The organism is Paraburkholderia sp. JHI869 (assembly GCF_038900775.1).
GTDB lineage: Bacteria > Pseudomonadota > Gammaproteobacteria > Burkholderiales > Burkholderiaceae > Paraburkholderia.
Genome location: NZ_JAYMSC010000034.1, coordinates 55,007 through 76,793, shown reverse-complemented (window position 1 = coordinate 76,793; position 21,787 = coordinate 55,007). Strand labels below are relative to the sequence as shown.

The 21,787-nt window shown below is 64.9% G+C and carries 19 protein-coding genes; 15 read left to right on the top strand and 4 right to left on the bottom strand.

The features are described 5' to 3' along the window. Window positions 1-521 precede the first annotated feature (521 nt). The 6 genes from VSR72_RS36485 (at window position 522) to ggt (ending at window position 5,831) form a co-directional block, all read left to right on the top strand. Window positions 522-806, top strand: a complete 285-nt coding sequence (locus VSR72_RS36485) for a SymE family type I addiction module toxin (RefSeq protein ID WP_342957086.1) — start codon at window positions 522-524, stop codon at window positions 804-806. 199 nt (window positions 807-1,005) lie between these two features. Next, the gene (locus VSR72_RS36480; protein WP_342957085.1) at window positions 1,006-1,689 is read left to right on the top strand and encodes a GntR family transcriptional regulator; all 684 of its coding nucleotides are present in this window, start codon (window positions 1,006-1,008) and stop codon (window positions 1,687-1,689) included. Window positions 1,690-1,760: 71 nt separating this feature from the next. Next, window positions 1,761-2,579, top strand: coding sequence for an ABC transporter substrate-binding protein (locus VSR72_RS36475; protein ID WP_342957084.1), 819 nt, complete (start codon window positions 1,761-1,763; stop codon window positions 2,577-2,579). 15 nt (window positions 2,580-2,594) lie between these two features. Next, complete coding sequence (locus VSR72_RS36470) at window positions 2,595-3,362, top strand: amino acid ABC transporter permease (protein WP_342957083.1); 768 nt, start codon at window positions 2,595-2,597, stop codon at window positions 3,360-3,362. Between the two features lie 13 nt (window positions 3,363-3,375). Next, complete coding sequence (locus VSR72_RS36465; protein ID WP_342957082.1) at window positions 3,376-4,176, top strand: amino acid ABC transporter ATP-binding protein; 801 nt, start codon at window positions 3,376-3,378, stop codon at window positions 4,174-4,176. Between the two features lie 62 nt (window positions 4,177-4,238). Beyond that, complete coding sequence (gene ggt / locus VSR72_RS36460) at window positions 4,239-5,831, top strand: gamma-glutamyltransferase (RefSeq protein ID WP_342957081.1); 1,593 nt, start codon at window positions 4,239-4,241, stop codon at window positions 5,829-5,831. 46 nt (window positions 5,832-5,877) lie between these two features. On the opposite strand, the gene VSR72_RS36455 is transcribed toward ggt, so the two are convergent. Beyond that, window positions 5,878-6,324 (bottom strand): SRPBCC family protein, encoded by a 447-nt coding sequence (locus tag VSR72_RS36455; protein WP_342957080.1) that lies wholly within the window; start codon window positions 6,322-6,324, stop codon window positions 5,878-5,880. 150 nt (window positions 6,325-6,474) lie between these two features. On the opposite strand from VSR72_RS36455, the gene VSR72_RS36450 reads away from it, so the two are divergent. After that, window positions 6,475-6,768, top strand: coding sequence for a hypothetical protein (locus VSR72_RS36450; RefSeq protein WP_342957079.1), 294 nt, complete (start codon window positions 6,475-6,477; stop codon window positions 6,766-6,768). 275 nt (window positions 6,769-7,043) lie between these two features. Here the strand turns inward: VSR72_RS36450 and VSR72_RS36445 are convergent, their stop codons facing one another. Beyond that, a complete protein-coding gene (locus VSR72_RS36445) occupies window positions 7,044-7,352 on the bottom strand; it encodes a DUF4148 domain-containing protein (protein ID WP_342957078.1) in 309 nt (102 codons plus the stop codon). 278 nt (window positions 7,353-7,630) lie between these two features. On the opposite strand from VSR72_RS36445, the gene VSR72_RS36440 reads away from it, so the two are divergent. The 6 genes from VSR72_RS36440 to VSR72_RS36415 all read left to right on the top strand — a co-directional run bounded on the left by VSR72_RS36440 (window position 7,631) and on the right by VSR72_RS36415 (window position 13,795). After that, a complete protein-coding gene (locus VSR72_RS36440) occupies window positions 7,631-7,885 on the top strand; it encodes a DUF2282 domain-containing protein (RefSeq protein ID WP_342957077.1) in 255 nt (84 codons plus the stop codon). A 40-nt stretch (window positions 7,886-7,925) separates the two neighbouring features. Then, window positions 7,926-8,774: a DUF692 domain-containing protein gene (locus VSR72_RS36435; RefSeq protein ID WP_342957076.1), complete on the top strand. Its 849-nt coding sequence runs from the start codon at window positions 7,926-7,928 to the stop codon at window positions 8,772-8,774. Beyond that, entirely contained in the window at window positions 8,771-9,550 is a 780-nt protein-coding gene (locus VSR72_RS36430; protein ID WP_342957075.1) for a putative DNA-binding domain-containing protein, read from the top strand. Before VSR72_RS36435 ends, VSR72_RS36430 begins: the two co-directional genes overlap by 4 nt. Before the next feature lie 308 nt (window positions 9,551-9,858). Continuing rightward, on the top strand, window positions 9,859-11,373 hold the full coding sequence (locus VSR72_RS36425; protein WP_342957074.1) for a sensor domain-containing diguanylate cyclase: 1,515 nt from the start codon (window positions 9,859-9,861) through the stop codon (window positions 11,371-11,373). Between the two features lie 98 nt (window positions 11,374-11,471). Then, the gene (locus VSR72_RS36420) at window positions 11,472-12,098 is read left to right on the top strand and encodes a DUF2239 family protein (protein ID WP_342957073.1); all 627 of its coding nucleotides are present in this window, start codon (window positions 11,472-11,474) and stop codon (window positions 12,096-12,098) included. A gap of 392 nt (window positions 12,099-12,490) precedes the next feature. Next, window positions 12,491-13,795 carry a solute carrier family 23 protein gene (locus tag VSR72_RS36415; protein WP_342957072.1) on the top strand — a complete coding sequence of 435 codons (1,305 nt, stop codon included), beginning with the start codon at window positions 12,491-12,493 and terminating at the stop codon, window positions 13,793-13,795. An 88-nt stretch (window positions 13,796-13,883) separates the two neighbouring features. Here the strand turns inward: VSR72_RS36415 and VSR72_RS36410 are convergent, their stop codons facing one another. Beyond that, window positions 13,884-15,551, bottom strand: coding sequence for a Na+/H+ antiporter (locus VSR72_RS36410; protein WP_342957071.1), 1,668 nt, complete (start codon window positions 15,549-15,551; stop codon window positions 13,884-13,886). Window positions 15,552-16,031: 480 nt separating this feature from the next. Here VSR72_RS36410 and VSR72_RS36405 point away from each other — a divergent pair, with 480 nt between their 5' ends. Both VSR72_RS36405 and VSR72_RS36400 read left to right on the top strand, forming a co-directional pair. Then, window positions 16,032-17,297 carry an EAL domain-containing protein gene (locus tag VSR72_RS36405; protein WP_342957070.1) on the top strand — a complete coding sequence of 422 codons (1,266 nt, stop codon included), beginning with the start codon at window positions 16,032-16,034 and terminating at the stop codon, window positions 17,295-17,297. A 49-nt stretch (window positions 17,298-17,346) separates the two neighbouring features. Further along, a complete protein-coding gene (locus tag VSR72_RS36400) occupies window positions 17,347-18,048 on the top strand; it encodes a copper homeostasis protein CutC (protein ID WP_342957069.1) in 702 nt (233 codons plus the stop codon). 61 nt (window positions 18,049-18,109) lie between these two features. Here the strand turns inward: VSR72_RS36400 and VSR72_RS36395 are convergent, their stop codons facing one another. Further along, a complete protein-coding gene (locus VSR72_RS36395; RefSeq protein ID WP_342957068.1) occupies window positions 18,110-21,724 on the bottom strand; it encodes an indolepyruvate ferredoxin oxidoreductase family protein in 3,615 nt (1,204 codons plus the stop codon). Between the last annotated feature and the right edge of the window lie 63 nt (window positions 21,725-21,787).

Here is a 21,787-nt window from a genome sequence, read left to right as displayed (position 1 = left end):
GGTTCTGGATGACTCAACGTTGGCGTGGACCGGCTAATTCTTCTTAAATTTTTCAATCCCGTAGAAGGGAAATAAATATTTACTCAGTGTCGATTCCGTAAATTTTCGTTTGATTTCGAGGTGTAGATTTGATTTTAGTTAAGGAGATTATTCAGATTTTCGTTGGGAGTGTGGCAAAATAAGTATGTATTGAGAGTGAGGCTGAACGTTGTTGGAGGGCCGTTGTTCAAAATACTTTGGCCGGCGCATCCCCTGTGCGTAGAGCACACGGTAAGCCGTAACGCCAATTTTCCGAAGCGCTCGAAATCGGATAATAGAAGCCGGCGCACTAAAACCTCAGGCGCGCGCGTACCACTCTCCACGTTGATAGGATGATTCGATGTCTCGCTTACAACAGCAGACCGCCGCAATCGAACAGCTACCCAAAACCAAACAGCAATTCGTCTCAGAAATGTTGGACACCGCGCTCACACAAGCACGGAAGTAGAAAGAGTCTCAATGCAGTAAACGAAGCGCGGGCCATGAGTGTTACCAGCGCTCACAGCCCGCTGACCAAAACCAACTCACAGCAGGAGTTGACCATGGCTGACGCCAATCTTAATGCATCGCGCGCCCATCCCGAACGCCGGGTAACCATCCAGCAGTCCTGGCGGTACCGCAGCCTCAGCTCGCGGGCAAGAACTGACCCGCCGCTTTATCCATGGCTCAAGCTATCCGGCCGATGGCTCGAACTCGCAGGCTTTGAAGCGGGCCAGCGCGTGCGAGTCACGGTGGAGAACAAAAGGCTTGTGATCACACTGGACTGACCCACACGGCAGACCAAAGCCCGCCCCACACGAAGAAGAAGGCCACGAAGCCCCAAGGCTCGTGGCCTTCATACCTTCCACGCCCACCCACCCAAATTTTTTTTGAAAGACTGGATCCAAAAATCCACTTGGAGTAACCTGCCTCACAACTCGCAACAAACCCGCAACCGCAAGCGACGTCCTACCGCACCGCACAAAAATGCCTGCCACCAGCGTCCGCAACACCTCCGGCCTAGCCCTAACCGCCGAAGAAGAGGCCTACCGCTTCCTCCTAGAAGCAATAATCGAAGGCCGCTACGCAGCAGGCCAGCGCATCGTCGCCGAAACAGTCGCCGAACAACTCTCAATGAGCCGCATGCCTATCCGCGCGGCCCTAAAAAGACTCCAAACCGAAGGCCTGATCATCCAGCGCCCCAACCGAGGCGCAATTGTCCGCGGCCTCACAGTAGAAGAAGTCCAGGACATCTTCGACATGCGCATCGCGCTCGAATGCCTGGCCATGCGTGTCGCCGCGCCCCGCTGCACCGAAGCGCACCTCACCAAACTCCAGCGCCTGCTAGAAGACATGGACGCCTGCGTAGGCGACACCGACACCTGGGTCCAGCGCCACTGCGCGTTCCACGAATACCTGTGCGAAATCAGCGGCCGCACGCGCCTCTACCAGCAGATCCACTCGCTCTACACGCTAATCGAAGGCCCCATGCGCCTGTGGATCGAGCAGGCCACCTTCAAGCGCAAACGCGCGCGCGACGCCCACCAGATCCTCATCGAAGCGCTGCGCAGCCGCGACCCCGCGCAAGCCGAGCAGGCGCTGCGCGAGCACCTCGAATCAACCGTTCCCCAGATCATCAAGTTCCTCGAATCGCCCGCGTCACGAGCGTGACGCGTCCGCATCCTAACTGTCGTCGTACCTCACGCAGCTCACGCATGTCACCTTCAGCCAGGAGCCTCTCGATGTCAGCAAAACAGTTCAAGCGTCTTCGTCTCGCCGCCTGCGCAGGCTTCGCGCTCCTCGCGCAGGTTACGGGAACCTCCGCGGCGCAGGCCGCCGATCTGGGTCTCGTGAAAGGCGGCACGCTCACGTACTGTTCGAGCATGGACGCGCCGCCGCTCGCGTCCTACGACGAGAATCAGCAGCCGCGCGGCTTCTCCGTCGACGTGGCGCATGACGTCGCGAAGCAGCTCGGCAATCTCAAGGTCGAGTGGAAGGTCATGTCTTTCAGCGGGCAGATTCCGGCGCTGCAGGCGAGGCAATGCGATCTCGTGATCGGCCAGCTCTTCGACAAGCCCGAGCGCCGCCAGATCATCGACATCGTCGACTACATGTATTCGAGCCAGTCGATCATGGTGCCGCGTGGCAACCCGCGCCACGTGCGCTCGCTCGACGATCTCTCCGGCATGAAGGTCGCGGTGCTCAACGGCACGACCATCAGCACGCTGCTCGACAAGGAGAACGAGAAGCTCAAGGCAGCAGGCAAGCCGCCCATGAACATCGTTGTCTATAGTTCGGATGCCGATGCATTTCAGGCCTTCCGTCTGAATCAGGTCGACGCCTACGGCACCACGTCAGAAAGCGCCGCGCACTTCCAGCAGGTATCGGGCGACATGTTCGAGGAGGCGGTGCCGGGCTTCAATCGAATCGCGACTGGCATTGGCGCGCGCAAGGGTGAGCCGCTTTCGCCGGCCGTGGCGAAGGCCGTGGCCGATCTCGTGAAGAGCGATCGCTACGGCAAGATGCTCGCCACCTGGAAGCTCGAAAACGATCGCCTGTGAGCGCGGAGTGACGCCATGAATTTCAGTTGGGAAATCTTCCGGAAATTCCTGCTGGACCCGAGCCCGGCGTATCTGCACGGGTTGTGGCTCACGTTTTCGATCAGCGCTTGCGCGATCGTGTTCGGCGCCACGCTCGGCCTGATTGTCGCGCTCATGCGGCTTTCGTCGAGTCTGCCGGTGCAGTATCTCGCGCGCGGCTATATCTGGGTCATGCGCGGCACGCCGTTGCTCATGCAGATCGTGTTCCTGTACACCGCGTTTGCCGCGGCGAACATCTTTCACTTTCACGATCTCGACTTCGGCATCATCTCGCTGCCCGGCAACATTCAGGCCGCGGTGCTCGCGCTCGGCATGAATTCGGCGGCGTATCAGGCGGAGATCATTCGCGCGGGTTTGAGTTCGGTGGACAGAGGCCAGTACGAAGCGTCGCGCTCGCTCGGTATGTCTTCGGTGCTGCTCATGCGCCGCGTCGTGCTGCCGCAAGCGTTCCGCGTGATCGTGCCGCCGCTCGGCAACGAGTTCAACGTCATGCTGAAGAACACCACGCTCGTGAGCGTGATCGGCGTGCCGGAACTGCTGCTCAGCACGCAGATGATCACCTCGGTGAACTTCCGCGTGTTCGAGCTGTATCTCGTGCTCGGCATTTACTTCCTCGCGCTCACCACGCTCTGGGGTTTCGTGCAGCGGCGGCTCGAAGCGCACTTCGGCCGCGGCGAGGCGAAGCCGGCTGCGAATACGCGTCTGTTCGGCGCGCAAACGATGAAACTGCTGCGAGGTCGTTGACATGAGCGTTGACATGAACGAAGCACGCGAAATCGTCATCGAGGCGTCGGACATTCACAAGTCGTTCGGCGCGACCAAGGTGCTCAACGGCATTTCGTTGAGCGTCGCGAAGGGGGAAGTGGTGGTGCTGATCGGCTCGTCGGGGTCAGGCAAGACCACGTTCATTCGCTGCCTCAATCTGCTCGAGTCGTACGACAGTGGGCGGGTGCGCGTGAACGGGCATCTGCTCGGCTATGTCGAGCGACCGAACGGCACGCTGGTGCGCGATTCGGCGCGCCAGCTCGCACGGCAGCGGCGTGATATCGGCATGGTGTTTCAGCGCTTCAATCTGTTTCCGCACATGACGGCGCTGGAAAACGTGATCGAGGCGCCTATCCACGTGCTGAAAATGCCGAGCGAAGAGGCGGTCAAGCAGGCGAAGGCGCTGATCGCACGCGTGGGTCTTGCCGATCGCGCCGACCACTATCCATCGCAGCTTTCTGGCGGCCAGCAGCAACGCATCGCCATCGCCCGCGCGCTCGCCATGCAGCCGAAAGTGCTGCTCTTCGACGAACCCACCAGTGCACTCGATCCGGAAACCGTAGGCGAAGTGCTGCAGGTAATGAAGGAGCTGGCGGAAGACGGCATGACGATGGTCGTCGTCACGCACGAAATGGGCTTTGCTCGCGAGGTGGCCGATCGTGTGGTCGTGCTCGACCAGGGAGAGCTGATCGAAGAGGGGCCGCCCGAGCGCATCTTCACCGCGCCTTCGCATCCGCGTACGCAGACTTTCTTGAAGCGGACGTTGCGCACGGCTATGCCAGCATCTGCGTAATAAACGTAGCCAGATGCTGCATCGCCTGAAATAAAACAGACACCAAAGAGGAGAACGCTTCGATGCGTAACTTCGAAACGCCGGGCCGCTCGCTCGTCATGGCTCGCAATGGCATGGCCGCGACTTCGCATCCGAGCGCCACGCTTGCCGCTGTACAGATTCTCGCCGCCGGCGGCAACGCAATGGACGCCGCGATCGCCGCGTGCGCAGTGCAGTGCGTTGTCGAACCCGGCTCGACGGGCGTGGGCGGCGATTGCTTCGCGCTCTATTCGCGCGGCGGCACGGATGACGTGATCGCCTACGACGGTTCCGGCTGGGCCCCCGCCGCAGCAAGCGCAGAACGCCTGCGCGCGATGGGCGTAGAAACGATCGCGCGCCATTCGCCGCACGCAGTCACGGTGCCAGGCGCGGTGGACGCATGGACCACGCTCCATCGCGACCACGGCCGCCTGCCGCTACGCGACGTGCTGGCTCCGGCAGTCCGTTTCGCGGAGGAAGGCTACGCCGTCGCGCCGCGCACCGCGCACGACTGGGCAGCGGAAGTCGAAACGCTCTCGCGCGATGCAATAGCGCGCACAACCATGCTTGTGGATGGCGCCGCGCCGCCCGCCGGCACGACGCACCGTCAACCGCGCCTCGCAAACACGCTGCGCGCAATCGCTGAAACGGGCCGCGACGCATTCTACCGAGGCGCCATTGCCGCGGATCTCGTCGCGCAACTTCAGGCGCACGGCGGCTTGCACACGCTCGAAGACTTCGCCGAATTCCGCGGCGAATACGTCACGCCAATCCGTGCGAAATTCCGCGGCTACGACGTGATCGAGTGCCCGCCCGCAGGGCAGGGCGTCATTGCGCTGCTGCTGCTAAGGCTCCTCGACAAATACGACGCCGAAGGCAGCCCGCTCGACCCCGACCGTCTGCACCGCGAGATCGAAGCGGCAAAGCTCGCCTACGCGGTACGCGACGCCGTGCTAGGCGATCCGCGTCATGGCACCGTCGATGTCGATCGCCTGCTGTCCGACGAATACGTGGACAAACTGCGCAGCCGCATCGACCTGGAAAGCGTGCTGGACCCAGCCGCCGCGCTCACCCAGGTCGAGCACCGCGACACGGTCTACATCACCGTGGTCGATCGCGACCGCAACTGCGTAAGCTTCATCAATTCGTTGTTCTATCCATTCGGCAGCGGGCTGATGGGCAAGGAGTCCGGCGTGATGCTGCACAACCGCGGCATGAGTTTCTCGGTGGAGCCCGGCCATCCCAACGCCATCGCGCCGCACAAGCGCCCGATGCACACCATCATCCCAGGCATGGTTGCGCGCGATGGCCGCGTGCAGATGAGTTTCGGTGTGATGGGTGGCCACTATCAGGCGATGGGCCATGCGCACTTCCTCTCGAAGGTGCTGCATTACGGCCTCGAGATGCAAGCCGCGATGGATCTGCCGCGCGTCTTTCCGCGGCCTGGCACGGGAACGGTGGAAATCGAATCGACGCTGCCAGAGAACGCGCGCGCGGTGCTCGCGGATCGCGGCTTCAAGCTCGTGCCCGCCGCTGGGCCGATTGGCGGCTCGCAGGCCATTCGCATCGATTGGGAGCGGGGCGTGCTGACCGGCGCATCCGATCATCGCAAGGATGGCTGCGCGCTCGGCTACTGAACAAGTACGCGGCAAAAAAGAAAGGGGCGCGAGCGCCCCTTTTCCTTTACTGCTGGATTTCAGCCTCAACCAGCTTCGCAAGCAACGCCAGCGATTCCTGCCAGCCCAGATAACACGCTTCAACCGGAATGATCTCCGGTATGCCCTCTTGCACGACGGTCATTTCCGCGCCGAAAAACACCGCGCGCAATTCGACGGTCGTCTGCATGGTGCCGGGCAGGTGCTGATCCTCGAACACGCCGGTGTATCGCAGCCGTTCGTTCGGCACGAGTTCGAGATATTCGCCGCCGAACGAATGGCCGTGGCCGGCTGTGAAATTCTTGAACGACATCCGGTACCGGCCGCCGACCTTCGCGTCGAGTTCATGAACCGTGCAGGTGAAGCCGTTGGGCGGCAGCCATTTCACGACCGCGCTCGCGTCGAGAAAAGCGCGATAGATGCGCTCGGGCGGCGCGCGCAGCACGCGATGCAGGCGGACGGTGTTCGTTGCCATGTCTAAGCTCCCAGGGTGGTGGATCGCCTTGCAATAGTAGGCCACCCGCCCGGGACTCATCGCCTAAACTTCCCAATACCGAACGCCCGGCTGCACACCGACGGCCAGGCACTGCCCGCAGCCGCCAACCCGCGGCACCCGGAGGTCACCATGAGCGCTCAACCGCTTGCGATGCAGCAGGTCGACTACGAAGGCTTCGAGATCCATGTCAGCGCCACGCCAACCGAAGAAGGCGCGAACCGCTACACCTATACGGCCTACGTCTGCCATCCCGGCGCGAATCCCGCGAAGCCCGGCCACACGGTCACCTACCACGCGGACGGCGACGAAACCTGGCGCAGCGAGCAGGACGCAACCGAGGAGGCGGTGCACGTGGGGCGTAGCATCATCGACGGCACACACCCCGATCTTTCCGTGCTTTCGCTCGTCACCCACGGCTTCTGAGCCCGGCGAGCCGTCTTCGCGTGTGGCCCGCGCGATAAAAGCGGGCCGCATGCGTCGCGAGAGGGAAAGAGGAAAAAGGCCCGGACCGCAGTCCGGGCAAAGCCACCGGATTTCCGGCGGCGGAGGTATTCGTGGGCGTGCCGATTCTTCTGGCGCACCGCGCGCGTTGCACGCGCGGCGCAGAAATAAGCAGCGGGCCCGCTCTCTCTCAATCCGGAGAGCGGGCCCGCCAGGCGATTCACGCGTAGTGCGCTAGCACCACGCGAGCGCCGCAATTACTGGCCGAAGTAGGTCGGCTTGATGTTCGGTTCGCGGCTGCCGGCTTGGGCGCTGCCGTTCGTCGATGCGCCGTAGGCCGTGGCTTCTGCTGCGCCGTTCTGCTGGGCGACGCGCGCCTGGGCGGCTTGCAGGTCTGCCGGATAGTACGGGCTCGAGAGGTTCGGACGGTAGCCAGCCTTTTCCAGCTGGACCAGTTCGGCGCGAACTTGAGCGCGCGTCAGCGGCTGCTGTTCAGCTTGTGCGAACGACAGGGCCGGAGCGGCGAGGACGGTAGCGGCGAGTGCAGCAGCAATCAGATTCTTCATGGTAACAACCTCCGAAAATTATGTTGTCGGTTCGTAATAATCTTGTTGTTCGAACCGTTGATGAGACTTTATTGCAGTGCACTTCAAAGAAAAATACTGCAATCCAGCAAACATCATTACCGTAATTGCAATAATTTCGTGGGTCTGCGGTGCGTCGCTCCGCCTGCGCTCGGCCCGCTGAGGCAAAATAAGGCGCCTGAGGCGGACGGTTACTTGAGACGGCCGCGAATCCCAATCGCTCACTACGAAACCCATTTCGAAGTTCAAGGAGAAACGCCATGAAGAACTCACTCGGCCGCCAGGCGCTGATTGCCGCTGCGCTCGCGGGTCTTGCGACGGCTGGCGCGAGCGTCGCCCAGGCGGACGACACCGTGAATTGCTACGGCGTCGCCAAGGCCGGCCAGAACGATTGTTCGAGCAAGACCGGCGTGCACGACTGCGCGGGCCAGGCCAAGGTCGATCACGACAAGGGCGACTTCAAGACCATGCCGAAGGGCACGTGCGAGAAACTGGGCGGCACGCCGGAAGCATGAGCCTTGCGGCTGAGGCGGCATGCATAAAGGGGAGCGCAAGATGAGTGCGTCAGGCGCGCTAAGCGGCGTGGGCATTGGCCTGCGTCACGCGCACTACGACGCCTTCATGGCGGGGCCGCCCGCGGTCGACTGGATCGAGGTCCACAGCGAGAACTACTTCGGCGTCGGCGGCTACGACCTGCACGTGCTCGAAACCGTGCGCCACGATTTGCCGGTGAGCCTGCACGGCGTGGGGCTCGGGCTTGGCTCGGCTACACCGCTTGAAACTGCGCATCTCGCGAGGCTCGCGCGACTGGTCGAGCGCATCGAACCTGCTGTCGTCTCCGAGCATCTTTGTTGGGGCGCAAGCGCGCAAGGCGCGCTGCACGATCTGCTGCCGATGCCGCTCACGCAAGCCTCGCTCGATCACATGAGCGCGCGCGTCTCGCAGATGCAGGACGCGCTTGGCCGTACCGTACTGATCGAAAATGTTTCGACCTACGTACGATTTCGCGGCGACACCTGCAGCGAGGCGGAATTCCTCGCGGCGCTCGCGCAGCGCACGGGCTGCGGCGTGCTTCTCGACGTGAACAATCTCTACGTGAACCAATGCAACCACGGCGAAGATGCGCTTGCGGCAATGTCCGCGCTGCCGCCGCAGATCGTCGGTGAGATCCATCTGGCAGGGCATCGCGCAACGCCTGCCGCCGTGATCGACGATCACGGCTCGCGCGTCGCGCCGGCGGTCTGGTCGCTGTATGAGGCCGCGCTCGAGCGATTCGGCGCGATGCCCACGCTCATCGAGTGGGACACGGCGGTGCCGCCGCTCGACGTACTGCTCGACGAGGCGTGTCTCGCGCGAGAACGGCTCGCGCAGCACGCGCGTAGCGCAACGGAGCAGCACTCGTGAGCGCGCGCACCACGCTGGCAGCGATGCAGCAAACCTTCGCCGCCGCATTGGACGATCCCGACGCCGATGCGGCGCTAGCCACCGAGATGCTTCCCGCCGACGCCGCGCTATTGCACGAGCGCATGGGCCTTTATCGCGGCAACGCTCGCGCGGCGCGGCGGCTTGCGCTCGCGAACGCATATCCGGTGCTCGCAGCGCTGACCGGCGAGACCTACGTCGATGCACTCGCGCTAGCCTACGCCCGCGCGCATCCTTCGCGCGATGCGGATCTGAATCGCTTCGGCGCGCAGTTGCCAGAATTCATCGAGCGTTACGAGACCGACGCACGCTACGCATATATCGGCGATGTCGCGCGGCTCGAATGGGCACTGCACGCCGCCAATTACGCCGCGAACGCCACGCCGCTCGATGCGCAGCAGTGGCAAGCGCTTGGCGCCGAGCGTCTTGCGCATTCGCATCTCGCGGTGCATCCCGCCTGCGCTGCACTCGCGTTGCGCTTCGATGCCGTGGCGATCTGGCGCGCGCATCAGCCGGGTGGCGTCTGGCCTGAGCGTGTGGATACGCAGTCGTGGGCGCTCGTGGTGCGTCCGCAATGGCGCCCCACGGTGCTCGTGCACACGCATGCCGCGCACACAGCGTTCGTCGCACTGCGCGACGGCGCCACGCTCGACAATGCGCTTGCACAAGCATTCGACATCGACCCCGCTTTCGACTTCGGCGGCCAGTGGCGCGCGTGGATCGAGGCGCATGCAATCGTCGGCGTGCTCGCCGACTGACCCTGCAGCATGACAAGCTCCCAAGCCGTCTCGCGATAAAGCAGAGGAATCCAAACTAAAAACACCGCTCCCCCTGAGTCGCACTTTATTCAGGAGAATAGGCCGCGCCTGGAATGACCGCACTTGCCCGCATAGCAACGCGACACGCTCGCATGCGAGGATGAATGCATACACACAGCATGCGCCCGCCGGCCGTTGTACACTCGATTGCATCCCGGCGTGCGCGACGCCGGGTATCGTCCGCGGCCGGGCGCAGGCAAGCGCCCGGCAACCGGCGCCACTGCAAGGCCAGCCCCCGAAGGCCCGAGATGATGATCCGCCGACCGAACGCCGTGCTTGTCATCGGCATTGCGCTCGCCGCAGTGCTGACGATGGTCGCCGCCTGGGTCATGGCGCAGATGCGGCACGACGCCCTCGCGAGCGCGCGTGCTTCGGCTTCCAACATGGCGCTGCTGTTCGAGCGCGACACCGCCCGCAATTTCGACGTCTACGACCTTTCGCTACAGGCCGTCATCGACGCCATCGACGATCCGCGTCTCGCCGCGCTGCCCGCCGACATTCGCCAGAACGTGCTGTTCGACCGCTCGGCCACGGCGAAGAATCTCGGCGCGATTTTCGTCACCAACGCGGCGGGCGACATCGTGTTCGATTCGCGCTCGGTGCCGCCGCGCGGAGTCAACGTGGCCGATCGCGACTACTTCATCGCGCAGCGCGATTCGCCGCATGTGGGGCTCTTTCTGAGCCACCCGTTCATTCCACGCGACGGGCCGGCCAACGCGACTATCGCCATGAGCCGCCGTCTTTCCAACCCCGACGGCTCGTTCGCGGGTGTCGTGGTCGGCACGATGCGGCTCGATTATTTCCGGCAGCTTTTCAGCGGCGTGGACATCGGCACGAACGGCACGGTGGCGCTCACGCTCGCCGACGGCACGCTGCTCATGCGCCGCCCGTACGATCCGGAGCTGATCGGCAAGAGCGTGGCGGAATCCGTGCTCTTCCAACGGTTCCAGCGATCGCAGGCTAGCGGCTTCTTCTCGCTCGGCCCGATCGACAACGTGCGGCGCTGGTTCGCGCTGCGGCGCGTGGAAGGCTATCCGCTCGTCTTCAGCGTGGCTGTCGCTGCGGACGACATCTACCGTGAATGGCGTGTGCGCGCCTGGATCATCGGCACGCTCACGGCGGTGCTCGACGTCTCGCTCATCGCGCTCGCGCTGATGTTCACGCGACAGTTGCGCCAGCGCGGCGCGCTGGAGGCGGAGTTGCGGGCGCAGGCGGGCACCGACGCGCTCACGTCGCTCGCGAACCGGCGTGCGTTCGAAACCCGCGCGGACCACGAATGGGCGCGCGCGCGCCGCTCGGGCAGCCCGCTCGCACTCGTGCTGCTCGACGTGGACCGCTTCAAGCTCTACAACGACCGCTACGGCCACCTGGCGGGCGACGACGCGCTGGCCGCCGTCGCGCACGCGCTCGGCGCACACGCGCGCCGTGCGGCGGACTGTGCGGCGCGCTACGGTGGCGAGGAGTTCGTGCTGCTGCTGCCCGATACGGGCGAGGCCCAGGCGCTCGCGCAAGCCGAGAAGGTGCGCGCCGCGATCGAGGCGCTGGCGCTGCCACACGCCGACAGCCCGAACGGCGTGCTCACGGTGAGCGTGGGCGTGGCCTGCACGACCCAAAGCGCGTTTGCCGACTGGCGCGCGCTGACCGACGCCGCCGACGCGGCGCTCTACACGGCCAAGCGCTCGGGCCGCAACCTTGTGGCGGCATGGCTGCCCGCCACGACCGACGACGCGCACGGCGCGGATGTCGAAGGCCGCTCTGGCTGACCACTGACCGCGATCAAATTTTACCCGGGTAATATTGCGCAGCGCAATTTACCCGGGTAATATTCGCCCATCGTTGGATCATCAAGAAGGAGAAAACCATGGTGGTGGCGAACGGCTGCACGGCATTTGCAGGTACGCGCCTGATCGCGCGGGGCGCACCGCTTCAGGTGGCGCTGGCGGTCAAGGCGGAACTCGAACGCGAAGGGAACGAAAACGGCGCGCCGGTGCTGGTTTTCGACGACCGCGACGCGCGCCCGGTCGAATTCGATCTGCGCGGCCCGGAAAAGGACATCGAGGCGCGCATCGTTGCGCAGGCGCGCAGCGAACAGGAAGCAGCCGCACAGAGCGCCATAAGCGATGAAGCCGCGGAGCAAGACGCCCCGCGCGGCCGCGGCCGCCCGAAGCTTGGCGTGGTCGCGCGCGAGGTGACGCTGCTGCCGCGTCACTGGGACTGGCTTGGCGCGCAGCCGGGCGGCGCCTCGGTGGTGCTGCGCAGGCTCGTGGATTCCGCACGCCACGCAAGCGAGGCACGCGAACGCGTGCGCTCGGCCCAGGAAGCCGCGCATCGTTTCATGACTGCGCTGGCCGGCAATCTGCCGAATTACGAAGAGGCGTTGCGCGCACTCTACGCGGGCGAGCGCAGCCGCTTCGAAGCGGCGAATGCACCCTGGCCGGAGGACGTGCGCGACTACACTCGGGAGTTGGCGGAATCCGCGTTCGCCTGAACGTGTGAGCAGCCAAGAGCAGGCTCAAATCGCGCGGGCAAAAAAAAACCGCTCAAGCGGGGGAGCGAGAGCGGAGAAGTCGGAGAGTTTACAACTTACAACCTCTGCATGAACTGTCATGGGGACACGCAGCAACGTCAGTCTAGGTCTGGTATCCCGCCCCGAATATAGGAGGAGTCTTAAACTCCATTCGGTATTCACTTAAGACCTCGTATCGACGGCCGCCGGGATTGTTTCGGACGCCCGACATCCGGCTTGCCACGTCGTTTGCGGCTCCGTACACTCCCGCCTGATCTGCATCAAGGGCGGCCGTTGCATCAACGCGTGCGCGCCAACAATCAAAACCACAACCAGACCGCAAATCACGCCGACAAGAGGCACGAGAGGAACCCATGTCCGACTCCTATTTCCCCCGCTGGCGCGCACAGACGGGTGACTCCCGCAGCGTCGTGGCCCCCGACGAGCGCCTTGCCTGGCCGCAGATGTTCGCCATGGGCGTGCAGCACGTCGTCGCCATGTTCGGATCGACCGTCCTCGCACCGCTGCTCATGGGCTTCGACCCGAACCTGTGCATCTTCATGTCCGGTGTCGGCACACTGCTGTTCTTCGTGGTAGTGGGCGGGCGCGTGCCGAGCTATCTCGGTTCGAGCTTCGCGTTCATCGGCCTCGTGATCGCCGTGACGGGCTACGGCGGGCAGGGACCCAATCCCAACATTCCCGTGGCGCTCGGCGGCATCATCGCGTGCGGCGTGGTTTATACGCTGATCGGCCTGCTCGTTTCTGCCGTCGGCACCAAGTGGATCGAAACGCTCATGCCGCCGGTGGTGACCGGTGCGATCGTCTGCGTGATCGGGCTGAATCTCGCGCCCATCGCGGTGAAGGGCGTGAGCGGTTCGACCTTCGACTCGTGGATGGCGATCGTCACCGTGCTCTGCGTGGGCGGCGTGGCCGTGTTCACGCGCGGCATGCTGCAGCGCCTGCTGATTCTCGTCGGTCTGCTGATTGCGTACGTGTTCTACGCGATCATCACGAACGGCATGGGCCTCGGCAAGCCGATCGACTTCTCGATCGTCGCGAACGCCGCCTGGTTCGGCATGCCGAAGTTCACCGCGCCCGTGTTCGACCCGCACGCCATGACGCTGCTCGTGCCGATCGCCGTGATTCTGGTGGCGGAAAACCTCGGCCACATCAAGGCGGTCTCGGCAATGACGGGCTACAACCTCGACCGCTACGTGGGCCGCGCGTTCATCGGCGACGGGCTCGCCACGATCGTCTCGGGCTTCGCGGGCGGCACGGGCGTGACGACCTACGCGGAAAACATCGGCGTGATGGCCGTCACGAAAATCTACTCGACGCTCGTGTTCGTGATCGCCGCGGTCATCGCGATCGTGCTCGGTTTCTCGCCGAAGTTCGGCGCCGTCATTCAGACGATTCCGGGCCCGGTGCTGGGTGGCGTTTCGATCGTCGTGTTCGGTCTCATTGCCGTGACCGGCGCGCGCATCTGGGTCGTCAACAAGGTGGACTTCTCGGACAACCGCAACCTCATCGTCGCTGCCGTCACGCTCGTGCTCGGCGCGGGCGACTTCTCGCTCAAGCTCGGCGGCTTTGGCCTGGGCGGCATCGGCACCGCCACGTTCGGCGCCATCATTCTCTACGCTCTGCTGCGCCGCAAGCCGGCGCAGGAAGCCGCGGTCTAAGCTTCACCGTGACACGCGGCGCCGGTTCTCGGCGCCGCGTTTTCACCCCTTCATTCTGTCGACCCAAGCGTGCGCATCGCGCCTACGCTCAGTTGCGATTGCGTCCGCGCGTCGTCATCGCCGTTTCCGAGAGATCGACTTCGCGCATCAGCTTCGCCAATGTTTCGTCGTTGATCTGCATCTGGTTGCGCAGCTTGAGCAGCGTCGCGCGTTCTGCGCGCATGCCGGCCAGGCGCATTTGCAGCTCCAGCGCGTCCGAGCGGCGCGCGTTCGCGCTGCGGTCGCGGTCGGCGTCGAGCGAGGCGAGGCGCCGGCGGTAGGTGTCCATCACGCGCGCGGTCGTGTCGGCGGCGTAGGTGGCTTCCGATTCGTCGAGATCCTCGCTCACCTTTTCGTGCACCGCATCGACGGCGCGGATGCCTGCCTGCGCCGCCTGGATGCGCGCCTGGCGCTCCTCGGCCGCGTGCGGTCCCTGCGCGCCGCGCCGCACGCCGCGCAGCAGGAGCGGCAGGCCCACGATCGCCACCAGCAGCGACGCGAGGATCACGCCCGTCGCGATGAAAATGGCGCTGTCGCGTCCCGGCAGCGGGCTGCCGTTGGCGAGCGCCACGGGCAGCGAGAGCACGCCCGCGAGCGTCACCGCGCCGCGTACGCCCGCCACCGTCGTGATCGCCACGGTGCGCAGGCCGGGCACCGCGTTCGCCACGCCGTGACGCGCGGCGCCGCGGCTCGCCACCCAGCGCAGCAGCCAGACCCAGCCGAAGCGCATGGCGTAGAGCGCCACGAGCACGGCGGCGATATAGCCGATGAGACGCAGCATCTGCACGTTGCTCGTGTGGTGCGCGTCGAGCAGCGCCTTGCCGAGAATGCCCGGGAACTGCAGGCCGAGCAGCGTGAACACCATGCCGTTGAAGACGAACTCGATCATCGACCAGGTGCTCGACGCGCGCACGCGGGTCGACACCGGCCCTTTGTGCGCGACGCTCGTGTAGTTCATCGTCATGCCGGCGGACACGGCCGCGAGCACACCGGACACTTCGAGGTGCTCGGCGAACAGATACGCCGCGAACGGAATCAGCAAGGTGAGCACGACGCCGGGCGCGGGGTCGCCTTCCTCATTCACGTTGAGAAAGCGCTCGGAGACAAAGCTGAAAAGCCAGCCGATCACCGCCCCCAGCGCGAGACCGCCCGCCGCGATCAGGAAGAAGCTGAGCGTCGCCGCGCGCAGCGAGAAATAGCCGGTGAGCGCGGCCGCCACGGCGAACTTGAGCGCGACGAGGCCCGACGCGTCGTTCATCAGCGCTTCGCCTTCGAGGATGTGCATGAGCTGCGAGGGAATCCGGTCCTTGCCGGCGATGCCAGCGAGTGCGACGGCGTCGGTGGGTGATAGCACGGCGGCGAGCGCGAAGGCCACAGGCAGCGAAATCTGCGGCACGAGCCAGTGCACGAAGTAGCCCACGGCCACCACCGTCAGCAGCACGAGGCCGAGCGCGAGCATGAGGATCGCGCGCCGCTGCATGAAGAACTCGCGCTTGGGCATGCGCCAGCCGTCCGCGAACAGCAGCGGCGGAATGAACAGCGCCATGAAGATGTCGGGATCGAACGTGACGTGCGGATTCACGAGCGGAAACGTGAGCAGCGCGCCAATGCCGATCTGCACGAGCGGCAACGGCAGCTTGACGGGCACGGTGCGCGTGATGACGCCGGACACGGCGACAGCAAGCAGCAGAATGAGAACGGTGAAGAGGATGTCCATCGAAATACTTAGCGGGGGCAAAGCGAGGAAGCGCTGAAGAGGGGACAGGCGCCTCTTTTCACGCGCGGTGCGGCACTGCGTTCTGGCGCGCATTAGAGAGGGGCGCGCCGGTCGCGGGACAGTTTAGCCTGACGAGTGTGTAAGCCGCCGCGAAGCGCGCAGGCGAAGGTGCGGCGAGCGCCACATTTGCCGAAAATGCGGCAATTTGTCCGGCTATGTGCGCCACCACCGAAGCAAAGGCGCGTGGAAAGGCGCACGATATCGGTGCACCTCGCGAGGTCTCGCACGGTGCATGGCGTGCCCAATCGCTGCGCACGCGATGGGCGCACAAGCATTTCCCGATGCGTGCCAGATCGCAGTGCGAGCGAGCACGGACCTTGCTTGATCCCTCCTGTGACGCAATGAAAATCAGGCTACGGAGGAAAGCGCAGGCCGTGTAAAGGCGGACTGCAGCGTCCTTCCTACGCGCTAGAGGATGGCATGATCACAGAGCAACAGGACAAAACGGCCGTGGCCCCCCACGGCTTCGATCTCAGCGTCACTTCGGGGCTGCAGCGCTACAGCGCACACCACGGCGACCTCACGCTCACGAGCGTGTTCCAGCCGGTGTTCAGCCTTTCGCACATGCGTGCGGTGGGCTACGAAGGGCTGCTGCGCGCGCACGATCCACTCGACCGCCCGGTTTCGCCGCTCGACGTGTTCGGCGACGCCGCGCGAGTGGGCGAAGCGCTGCTGGTGGACCGGCTCGCCCAGGGGCTGCATCTGGAGAACTTCGCGCTGCTGGGCGCGGAGCGCGAGTGGCTCTTTCTCAACGTGCATCCGGGCACGCTGATCGAGGCGTACCACTCGGCGGCGCTGCTCGCGAACCTGCGGCGGCTGAACATCGCGCCGCGGCGCGTGGTGCTCGAAGTGCTGGAAGACGACGCGACCGACCTCGACGCCCTCGCGCAGGCCGTGGCGACGTTTCGCGAGCGCGGCTTTCTGGTGGCGCTCGACGACTTCGGCGCGGGCAACGTCGACATTGGCCGCGTGTGGCAGCTCAATCCCGACATCGTGAAGCTCGACCGCATCATGCTCATGCACGCGCAGCATCGCGCCGACATGGCCGCGACGCTGCCCGCTCTGGTGGCGCTGCTGCACGACGCGGGCAAGCTCGTGCTGATCGAAGGCGTGGAAACGGAGCACGAGGCGCAGCTCGCGCTCGCGTGCAATGCGGACTTCGTGCAGGGCTTCTTTTTCGCGCGGCCCGCGCCCGGGCTCACCGACGCCGCGCAGGTGCAAGGTGTGATCGCCGAGGCGACGGAGCGGTTTCGTCAGCAGACCGAAACGCGCGAGCGCGGCGAGACGAGCAAGCTTGTGCCCTATCAGCGCGCGTTCGAACGCGCGGCCGAACGGCTAACGGCTGGCGAGCCGATGGAAGAGGTGTGCTGGAACTTCCTCGCGCTCGATCACGCGGCGCGCTGCTATTTGCTCGATTCGAACGGCAGGCAGGCGGGCCGCAACGTGGTGCTGCGCGTCGATCGCGCGGAGCGCGATGCGCGCTTTCTGCCGCTGGAAGACGCACAAGGCGCGAGCTGGTTGCGCAGGCCGTACTTCCGCTCGGCGCTCGTTATGCCTGGGCGCGTGCATGTGACCGGACCGTATCTGTCGATCAACGAGGCACTGCCGTGCCTGACGCTTTCGATGGCGGTGCAGGTGGGCGAGCGCCTGTGCGTGCTGTGCGGCGATATCGACTGGTTCGAGTAGGCGTGCATCTGCGATCATGTCGTGTTCTTCACGACATGGCGCGCAAAGCATGCAACATGAACGGGTAGTGCTGGAAGTCATCGCGACCACGGTCGCCGATGCGCAAGCCGCCGAGCGCGGCGGCGCGGATCGTCTCGAACTCGTCACGGCGATGGGCGAGGGCGGCCTCACGCCGAGCATCGGCATGATCGAAGCCGTGGTCGAGGCGGTGACGATTCCCGTGAACGTGATCGTGCGGCCGCACAGCCGATCGTTTATTTACGATTCGAATGATTACGCGGTGATGCTGCGCGATGTGCGCGCGGCAAAGCTGGCGGGCGCGAATGCCGTGGTGATCGGCATGCTCACGCCTTCGCGTGAAGTGGATCGCGACGGATTGCAGCGCGCCATCGACGCCGCCGATGGCATGCCGCTCACGTTTCATCGCGCGTTCGACGAAGCGCGCGATCTGCTGGAAGCGTTCGACGTGCTGCTTGGTTTCGAAGCCGTAACGAATGTGCTCACCTCGGGCGGCAAGCCTTCGGTGCTCGATGCGCAGGCGCAAATCGCAACGCTCGTGCAACGCACGGCGCATACGCATTGCACGGTGCTCGCGGGCGCGGGATTGACGGTCGATCGTGTTGCGGATTTCGTGAGCGCAACGCAAGTGCGTGCGGTTCACTTCGGCTCGGGCGTGCGCGTTGACGGCAAGGGACTCGCTCCCGTCGACGAAAACAAGGTGCGGCGCGTGCGTACTCTGCTCGACGCCTGACCCATAAAAAAAGCGCGCGCCATCCAGATGAACGGCGCGCGCTTCGTGGCTTCACTTCACCTTACTTCGCCACCACCACCGGAATGCCGCGCAACGCGCCCGCACCCTTGAACGACGCAAGCGCTTCCTGCACAGCCGCGCTCGTCTTCACGTCGATGGCAAGGCGCGCCGCCAGTTCGCGCTCGCTGCGCTTCACCGCCGCGAGGTTCGCGAGCTTCACGTGGCCATAGCCGCGCACACGCTGATGCAGGCTCGCGAGCTTGGCGATGTCGTCGGCGTTTTCAGCGGTGAGGCTTGCGAACGCACCGCGCAGCGTCGCCTCGTAATCGCCGGCGAGTGCGCGCTCCATGCGGCGCTCCAGCGTCTTGCCGAACGGATCGAGCCACGTGCCGCGCACGCTGCGGCCCTTCTTCAGCAGCCCGAACGCGCTCCACAGCCACTGGCCGAACTGCATCTTGCGCGGAGGCTGGCCGTTCTTCTCGCGCGCGATGAGCGGCGGCGCGAGGTTGAACTTCACGGTGAAGTCGCTGCCGGCCGTGCCTTCGAACTGCGCTTCGAGCGCGGCGCGGAACGCCGGGTCGGCGTGCAGGCGCGCGACTTCGTATTCGTCCTTCACGGCCAGCAGCCGATAGAACGTGGTCGCGACGGCGCGTGCGAGCGATTGCTCGGTGCTCTTATCCGCGCTTCGGGCCGCATCGACCAGCGTGCGATATCGCTTCACGTAGCTCGCGCCGCCGTAGGCGAGCAGACGCGCTTCGCGGTCGGCGATCAGTTCGTCGAGCGTCTGCGTGAGCTTGCGTGCCGTGGCCTTTGCGGCTGCCGCGCGTTGCGTGTCGAGCGCTTCGAGTGCAGCCGGATCGGCGGCCGCCATACGGCCGATGGAGAACGCGAACAGGTTCGCTTGCACGGCCACATTGTTCAGCTCGATGGCACGCGTGAGCGCCGCGAGCGAAACCGGCACGAGGCCGAGCTGCCACGCAAAGCCGAGCATCACGATGTTCGCGCCGATGGTGTCGCCGAGATAGCGCTGCGCGAGTGCCTGGGCGTCGCATGCTGAGAGCGGATCTTGCGCTGAAGTCGCCCCATTGGTCGCCGCGTGCCGCATCTTCGCGAGCAGCGCATCGGCGTGCAGGTTAGCTTCCGGGTTCTGCACGAACGACGCGTTCGGAATCTCATGCGTGTTCACGACGATACGCGTGCGGTCGTGGCGCACCGTTTGCAGCGCGTCGGCGCTCGCGCCCACCACCATGTCGCAGGCGAGCAGCAGGTCGGCTTGCTGTGTATCGATACGCACCTGGTTGAGTAGCGCGTCCGTCGCGGCGAAGCGCACGAACGAGAGCACCGAGCCGCCCTTCTGCGCGAAGCCCATGAAGTCGAGCACCGAAGCGCTCTTGCCTTCCAGATGCGCGGCCATGCTGATGAGCGCGCCCACGGTCACGACACCCGTGCCGCCCACGCCCGTCACGAGGATGTCGTAGGGCGCGTTGTCCAGATGCGTGGCCGGAACAGGCAGCGCATTCACGCGCGCGGCGAGCGCCTGCGGATCAAACGCCGCACCCGCGGCCTTCTTGAGCTTGCCGCCTTCGATCGTCACGAAGCTCGGGCAGAAGCCGTTCACGCACGAATAGTCCTTGTTGCACGAGGACTGATCGATGCGGCGCTTACGGCCCAATTCCGTTTCCACCGGCTCGACCGAAAGGCAATTCGACTGCACGCCGCAATCGCCGCAGCCTTCGCACACTTCCTCGTTGATGAAGAGGCGCTTGTCCGGGTCGGGGAATTCGCCCTTCTTGCGGCGTCGGCGTTTTTCGGCGGCGCAGGTCTGGTCGTAGATCAGCACGGTCACGCCCGGCGTTTCGCGCAGTTCGCGCTGAACCGTGTCGAGTTCGCTGCGGTGATGGAACGTCGTGCCCTTCGGGAACAGACCATGATGGCCGTCGTACTTCTCGGGCTCGTCGCTCACCACGATGAAGCGCGAGACGCCCTCGGCCTCCACCTGGCGCGCGATCTGCGGCACGGAAATGCTACCGTCCACGGGCTGGCCGCCCGTCATCGCCACGGCGTCGTTGTAAAGGATCTTGTAGGTGATGTTGGTCTTCGCCGCCACCGCCTGGCGAATCGCGAGGATGCCGGAATGAAAGTAGGTGCCGTCGCCGAGATTCTGGAACACGTGCGGCATCTTCGTGAACATCGAGTGCGCGGCCCAGTCCACGCCTTCGCCGCCCATCTGGATCAGGCCAGTCGTGTCGCGCTCCATCCACGAAGCCATGAAGTGGCAGCCAATGCCGGCCTGCGCAATCGAGCCTTCGGGCACCTTCGTCGACGTGTTGTGCGGGCAGCCCGAGCAGAAGTAGGGCGTGCGGCGCACGGCGTCGGCGGCGTTCGAGAGGATTTGCGGCGCGACGAGATCGACCACGCGTTCGCGGCGGTCGAGCGCGGGCCGGTGCTTCGCGAGCCACGCGGCGAACACGGGAAGGATGCGCGAGGGACGCAGTTCGCCAAGCTCGGAGAGCAGCAGCGTGCCGTCTTCGGCATGCTTGCCGATCACCGTGGGGCGCGCGCCTTCCTTGCGGTTGTAGAGGTAGTCCTTGATCTGCTGCTCGATCACCGGCCCCTTCTCTTCGATCACGAGCACGTCGGTGAGGCCGGAGACGAACGCGTCGATGCGCGACATCTCCAGCGGGAACGACAGGCCCACCTTGTAGATGCGCACGCCCGCGCGATCCAGATCCTCGATGGTGAGATCGAGGCGGCGCAGCGTTTCCATCAGATCCAGGTGCGCCTTGCCGCAGGTGACGATGCCCACGTTCGCGTGCGGGCTCGGCGCGATCCACTTGTCGATGCTGTTCATGCGCGCGAAGTGGCGCACGGCGTCGAGCTTGGCGGCCAGACGCTGCTCGATGGCGAGGCTCGGCAGATCGGGCCAGCGGTTGTGCAGGCCGCCGGGCGGTGGTGTGAAGCCTTCGGGAGCTTGCCAGTCGGTCTTGATTCCATCGAGATCGACGGTCGAGCCCGACTCCACCGTTTCCGAAATCGCCTTGTAGCCCACCCACGTGCCCGAGTAGCGCGAGAGCGCCCATCCATACAGGCCGAATTCGAGCATGTCGGCGATGTTCGACGGATTCACGACAGGCATGTGCCACGCCATCAACGCAAAGTCGCTCTGATGCGGCATGGACGACGACACGCAGCCGTGGTCGTCGCCGGCCACCACGAGCACGCCGCCGTGCGGCGACGAACCGTAGGCGTTGCCGTGCTTGAGCGCGTCGCCGGCGCGATCGACGCCCGGGCCCTTGCCGTACCACATCGCGAACACGCCTTCGACGGTGCGCTCCGGGTCGGCTTCCACACGCTGCGTGCCGAGCACGGCGGTGCCGCCCAGCTCTTCGTTGATGGCGGGGAGGAAGCGCACGTCGGCGGCTTCGAGCAGTTTCTTCGCCTTCCACGCTTGCTGGTCGACCATGCCGAGCGGCGAGCCGCGATAGCCGCTGATGAAGCCCGCGGTGTTCAGCCCGTGCGCGCGGTCGAGCGCGCGTTGCATGAGCGGCAGGCGGATCAGCGCCTGCGTGCCGGTCAGGAAGATGCGGCCGCGCGTGGCGGTGAGGTTGTCGGTGAGCTTGTAATCAGCGAGAGGCGGCGAAGCAGGCGTGTCGCCGAACGCGGGGCGCGCGGTCATTGGGGGGAGTCTCCGTTCTATTGCATTCGCATGGCTCTTTTGGGAGAGCGGCGAAAGAGACTC

Excerpts from the sequence above, each read along its gene's own strand:
- VSR72_RS36455 (WP_342957080.1), bottom strand. The coding sequence starts at position 6,324 with ATGGCAACGAACACCGTCCGCCTGCATCGCGTGCTGCGCGCGCCGCCC.
- VSR72_RS36480 (WP_342957085.1), top strand. The coding sequence starts at position 1,006 with ATGCCTGCCACCAGCGTCCGCAACACCTCCGGCCTAGCCCTAACCGCC.
- VSR72_RS36420 (WP_342957073.1), top strand. The coding sequence starts at position 11,472 with ATGGTGGTGGCGAACGGCTGCACGGCATTTGCAGGTACGCGCCTGATC.
- VSR72_RS36470 (WP_342957083.1), top strand. The coding sequence starts at position 2,595 with ATGAATTTCAGTTGGGAAATCTTCCGGAAATTCCTGCTGGACCCGAGC.
- VSR72_RS36405 (WP_342957070.1), top strand. The coding sequence starts at position 16,032 with ATGATCACAGAGCAACAGGACAAAACGGCCGTGGCCCCCCACGGCTTC.
- VSR72_RS36410 (WP_342957071.1), bottom strand. The coding sequence starts at position 15,551 with ATGGACATCCTCTTCACCGTTCTCATTCTGCTGCTTGCTGTCGCCGTG.
- VSR72_RS36445 (WP_342957078.1), bottom strand. The coding sequence starts at position 7,352 with ATGAAGAATCTGATTGCTGCTGCACTCGCCGCTACCGTCCTCGCCGCT.
- VSR72_RS36425 (WP_342957074.1), top strand. The coding sequence starts at position 9,859 with ATGATGATCCGCCGACCGAACGCCGTGCTTGTCATCGGCATTGCGCTC.
- VSR72_RS36415 (WP_342957072.1), top strand. The coding sequence starts at position 12,491 with ATGTCCGACTCCTATTTCCCCCGCTGGCGCGCACAGACGGGTGACTCC.
- ggt (WP_342957081.1), top strand. The coding sequence starts at position 4,239 with ATGCGTAACTTCGAAACGCCGGGCCGCTCGCTCGTCATGGCTCGCAAT.
- VSR72_RS36440 (WP_342957077.1), top strand. The coding sequence starts at position 7,631 with ATGAAGAACTCACTCGGCCGCCAGGCGCTGATTGCCGCTGCGCTCGCG.
- VSR72_RS36400 (WP_342957069.1), top strand. The coding sequence starts at position 17,347 with ATGCAACATGAACGGGTAGTGCTGGAAGTCATCGCGACCACGGTCGCC.
- VSR72_RS36465 (WP_342957082.1), top strand. The coding sequence starts at position 3,376 with ATGAACGAAGCACGCGAAATCGTCATCGAGGCGTCGGACATTCACAAG.
- VSR72_RS36435 (WP_342957076.1), top strand. The coding sequence starts at position 7,926 with ATGAGTGCGTCAGGCGCGCTAAGCGGCGTGGGCATTGGCCTGCGTCAC.
- VSR72_RS36475 (WP_342957084.1), top strand. The coding sequence starts at position 1,761 with ATGTCAGCAAAACAGTTCAAGCGTCTTCGTCTCGCCGCCTGCGCAGGC.
- VSR72_RS36395 (WP_342957068.1), bottom strand. The coding sequence starts at position 21,724 with ATGACCGCGCGCCCCGCGTTCGGCGACACGCCTGCTTCGCCGCCTCTC.
- VSR72_RS36485 (WP_342957086.1), top strand. The coding sequence starts at position 522 with ATGAGTGTTACCAGCGCTCACAGCCCGCTGACCAAAACCAACTCACAG.
- VSR72_RS36450 (WP_342957079.1), top strand. The coding sequence starts at position 6,475 with ATGAGCGCTCAACCGCTTGCGATGCAGCAGGTCGACTACGAAGGCTTC.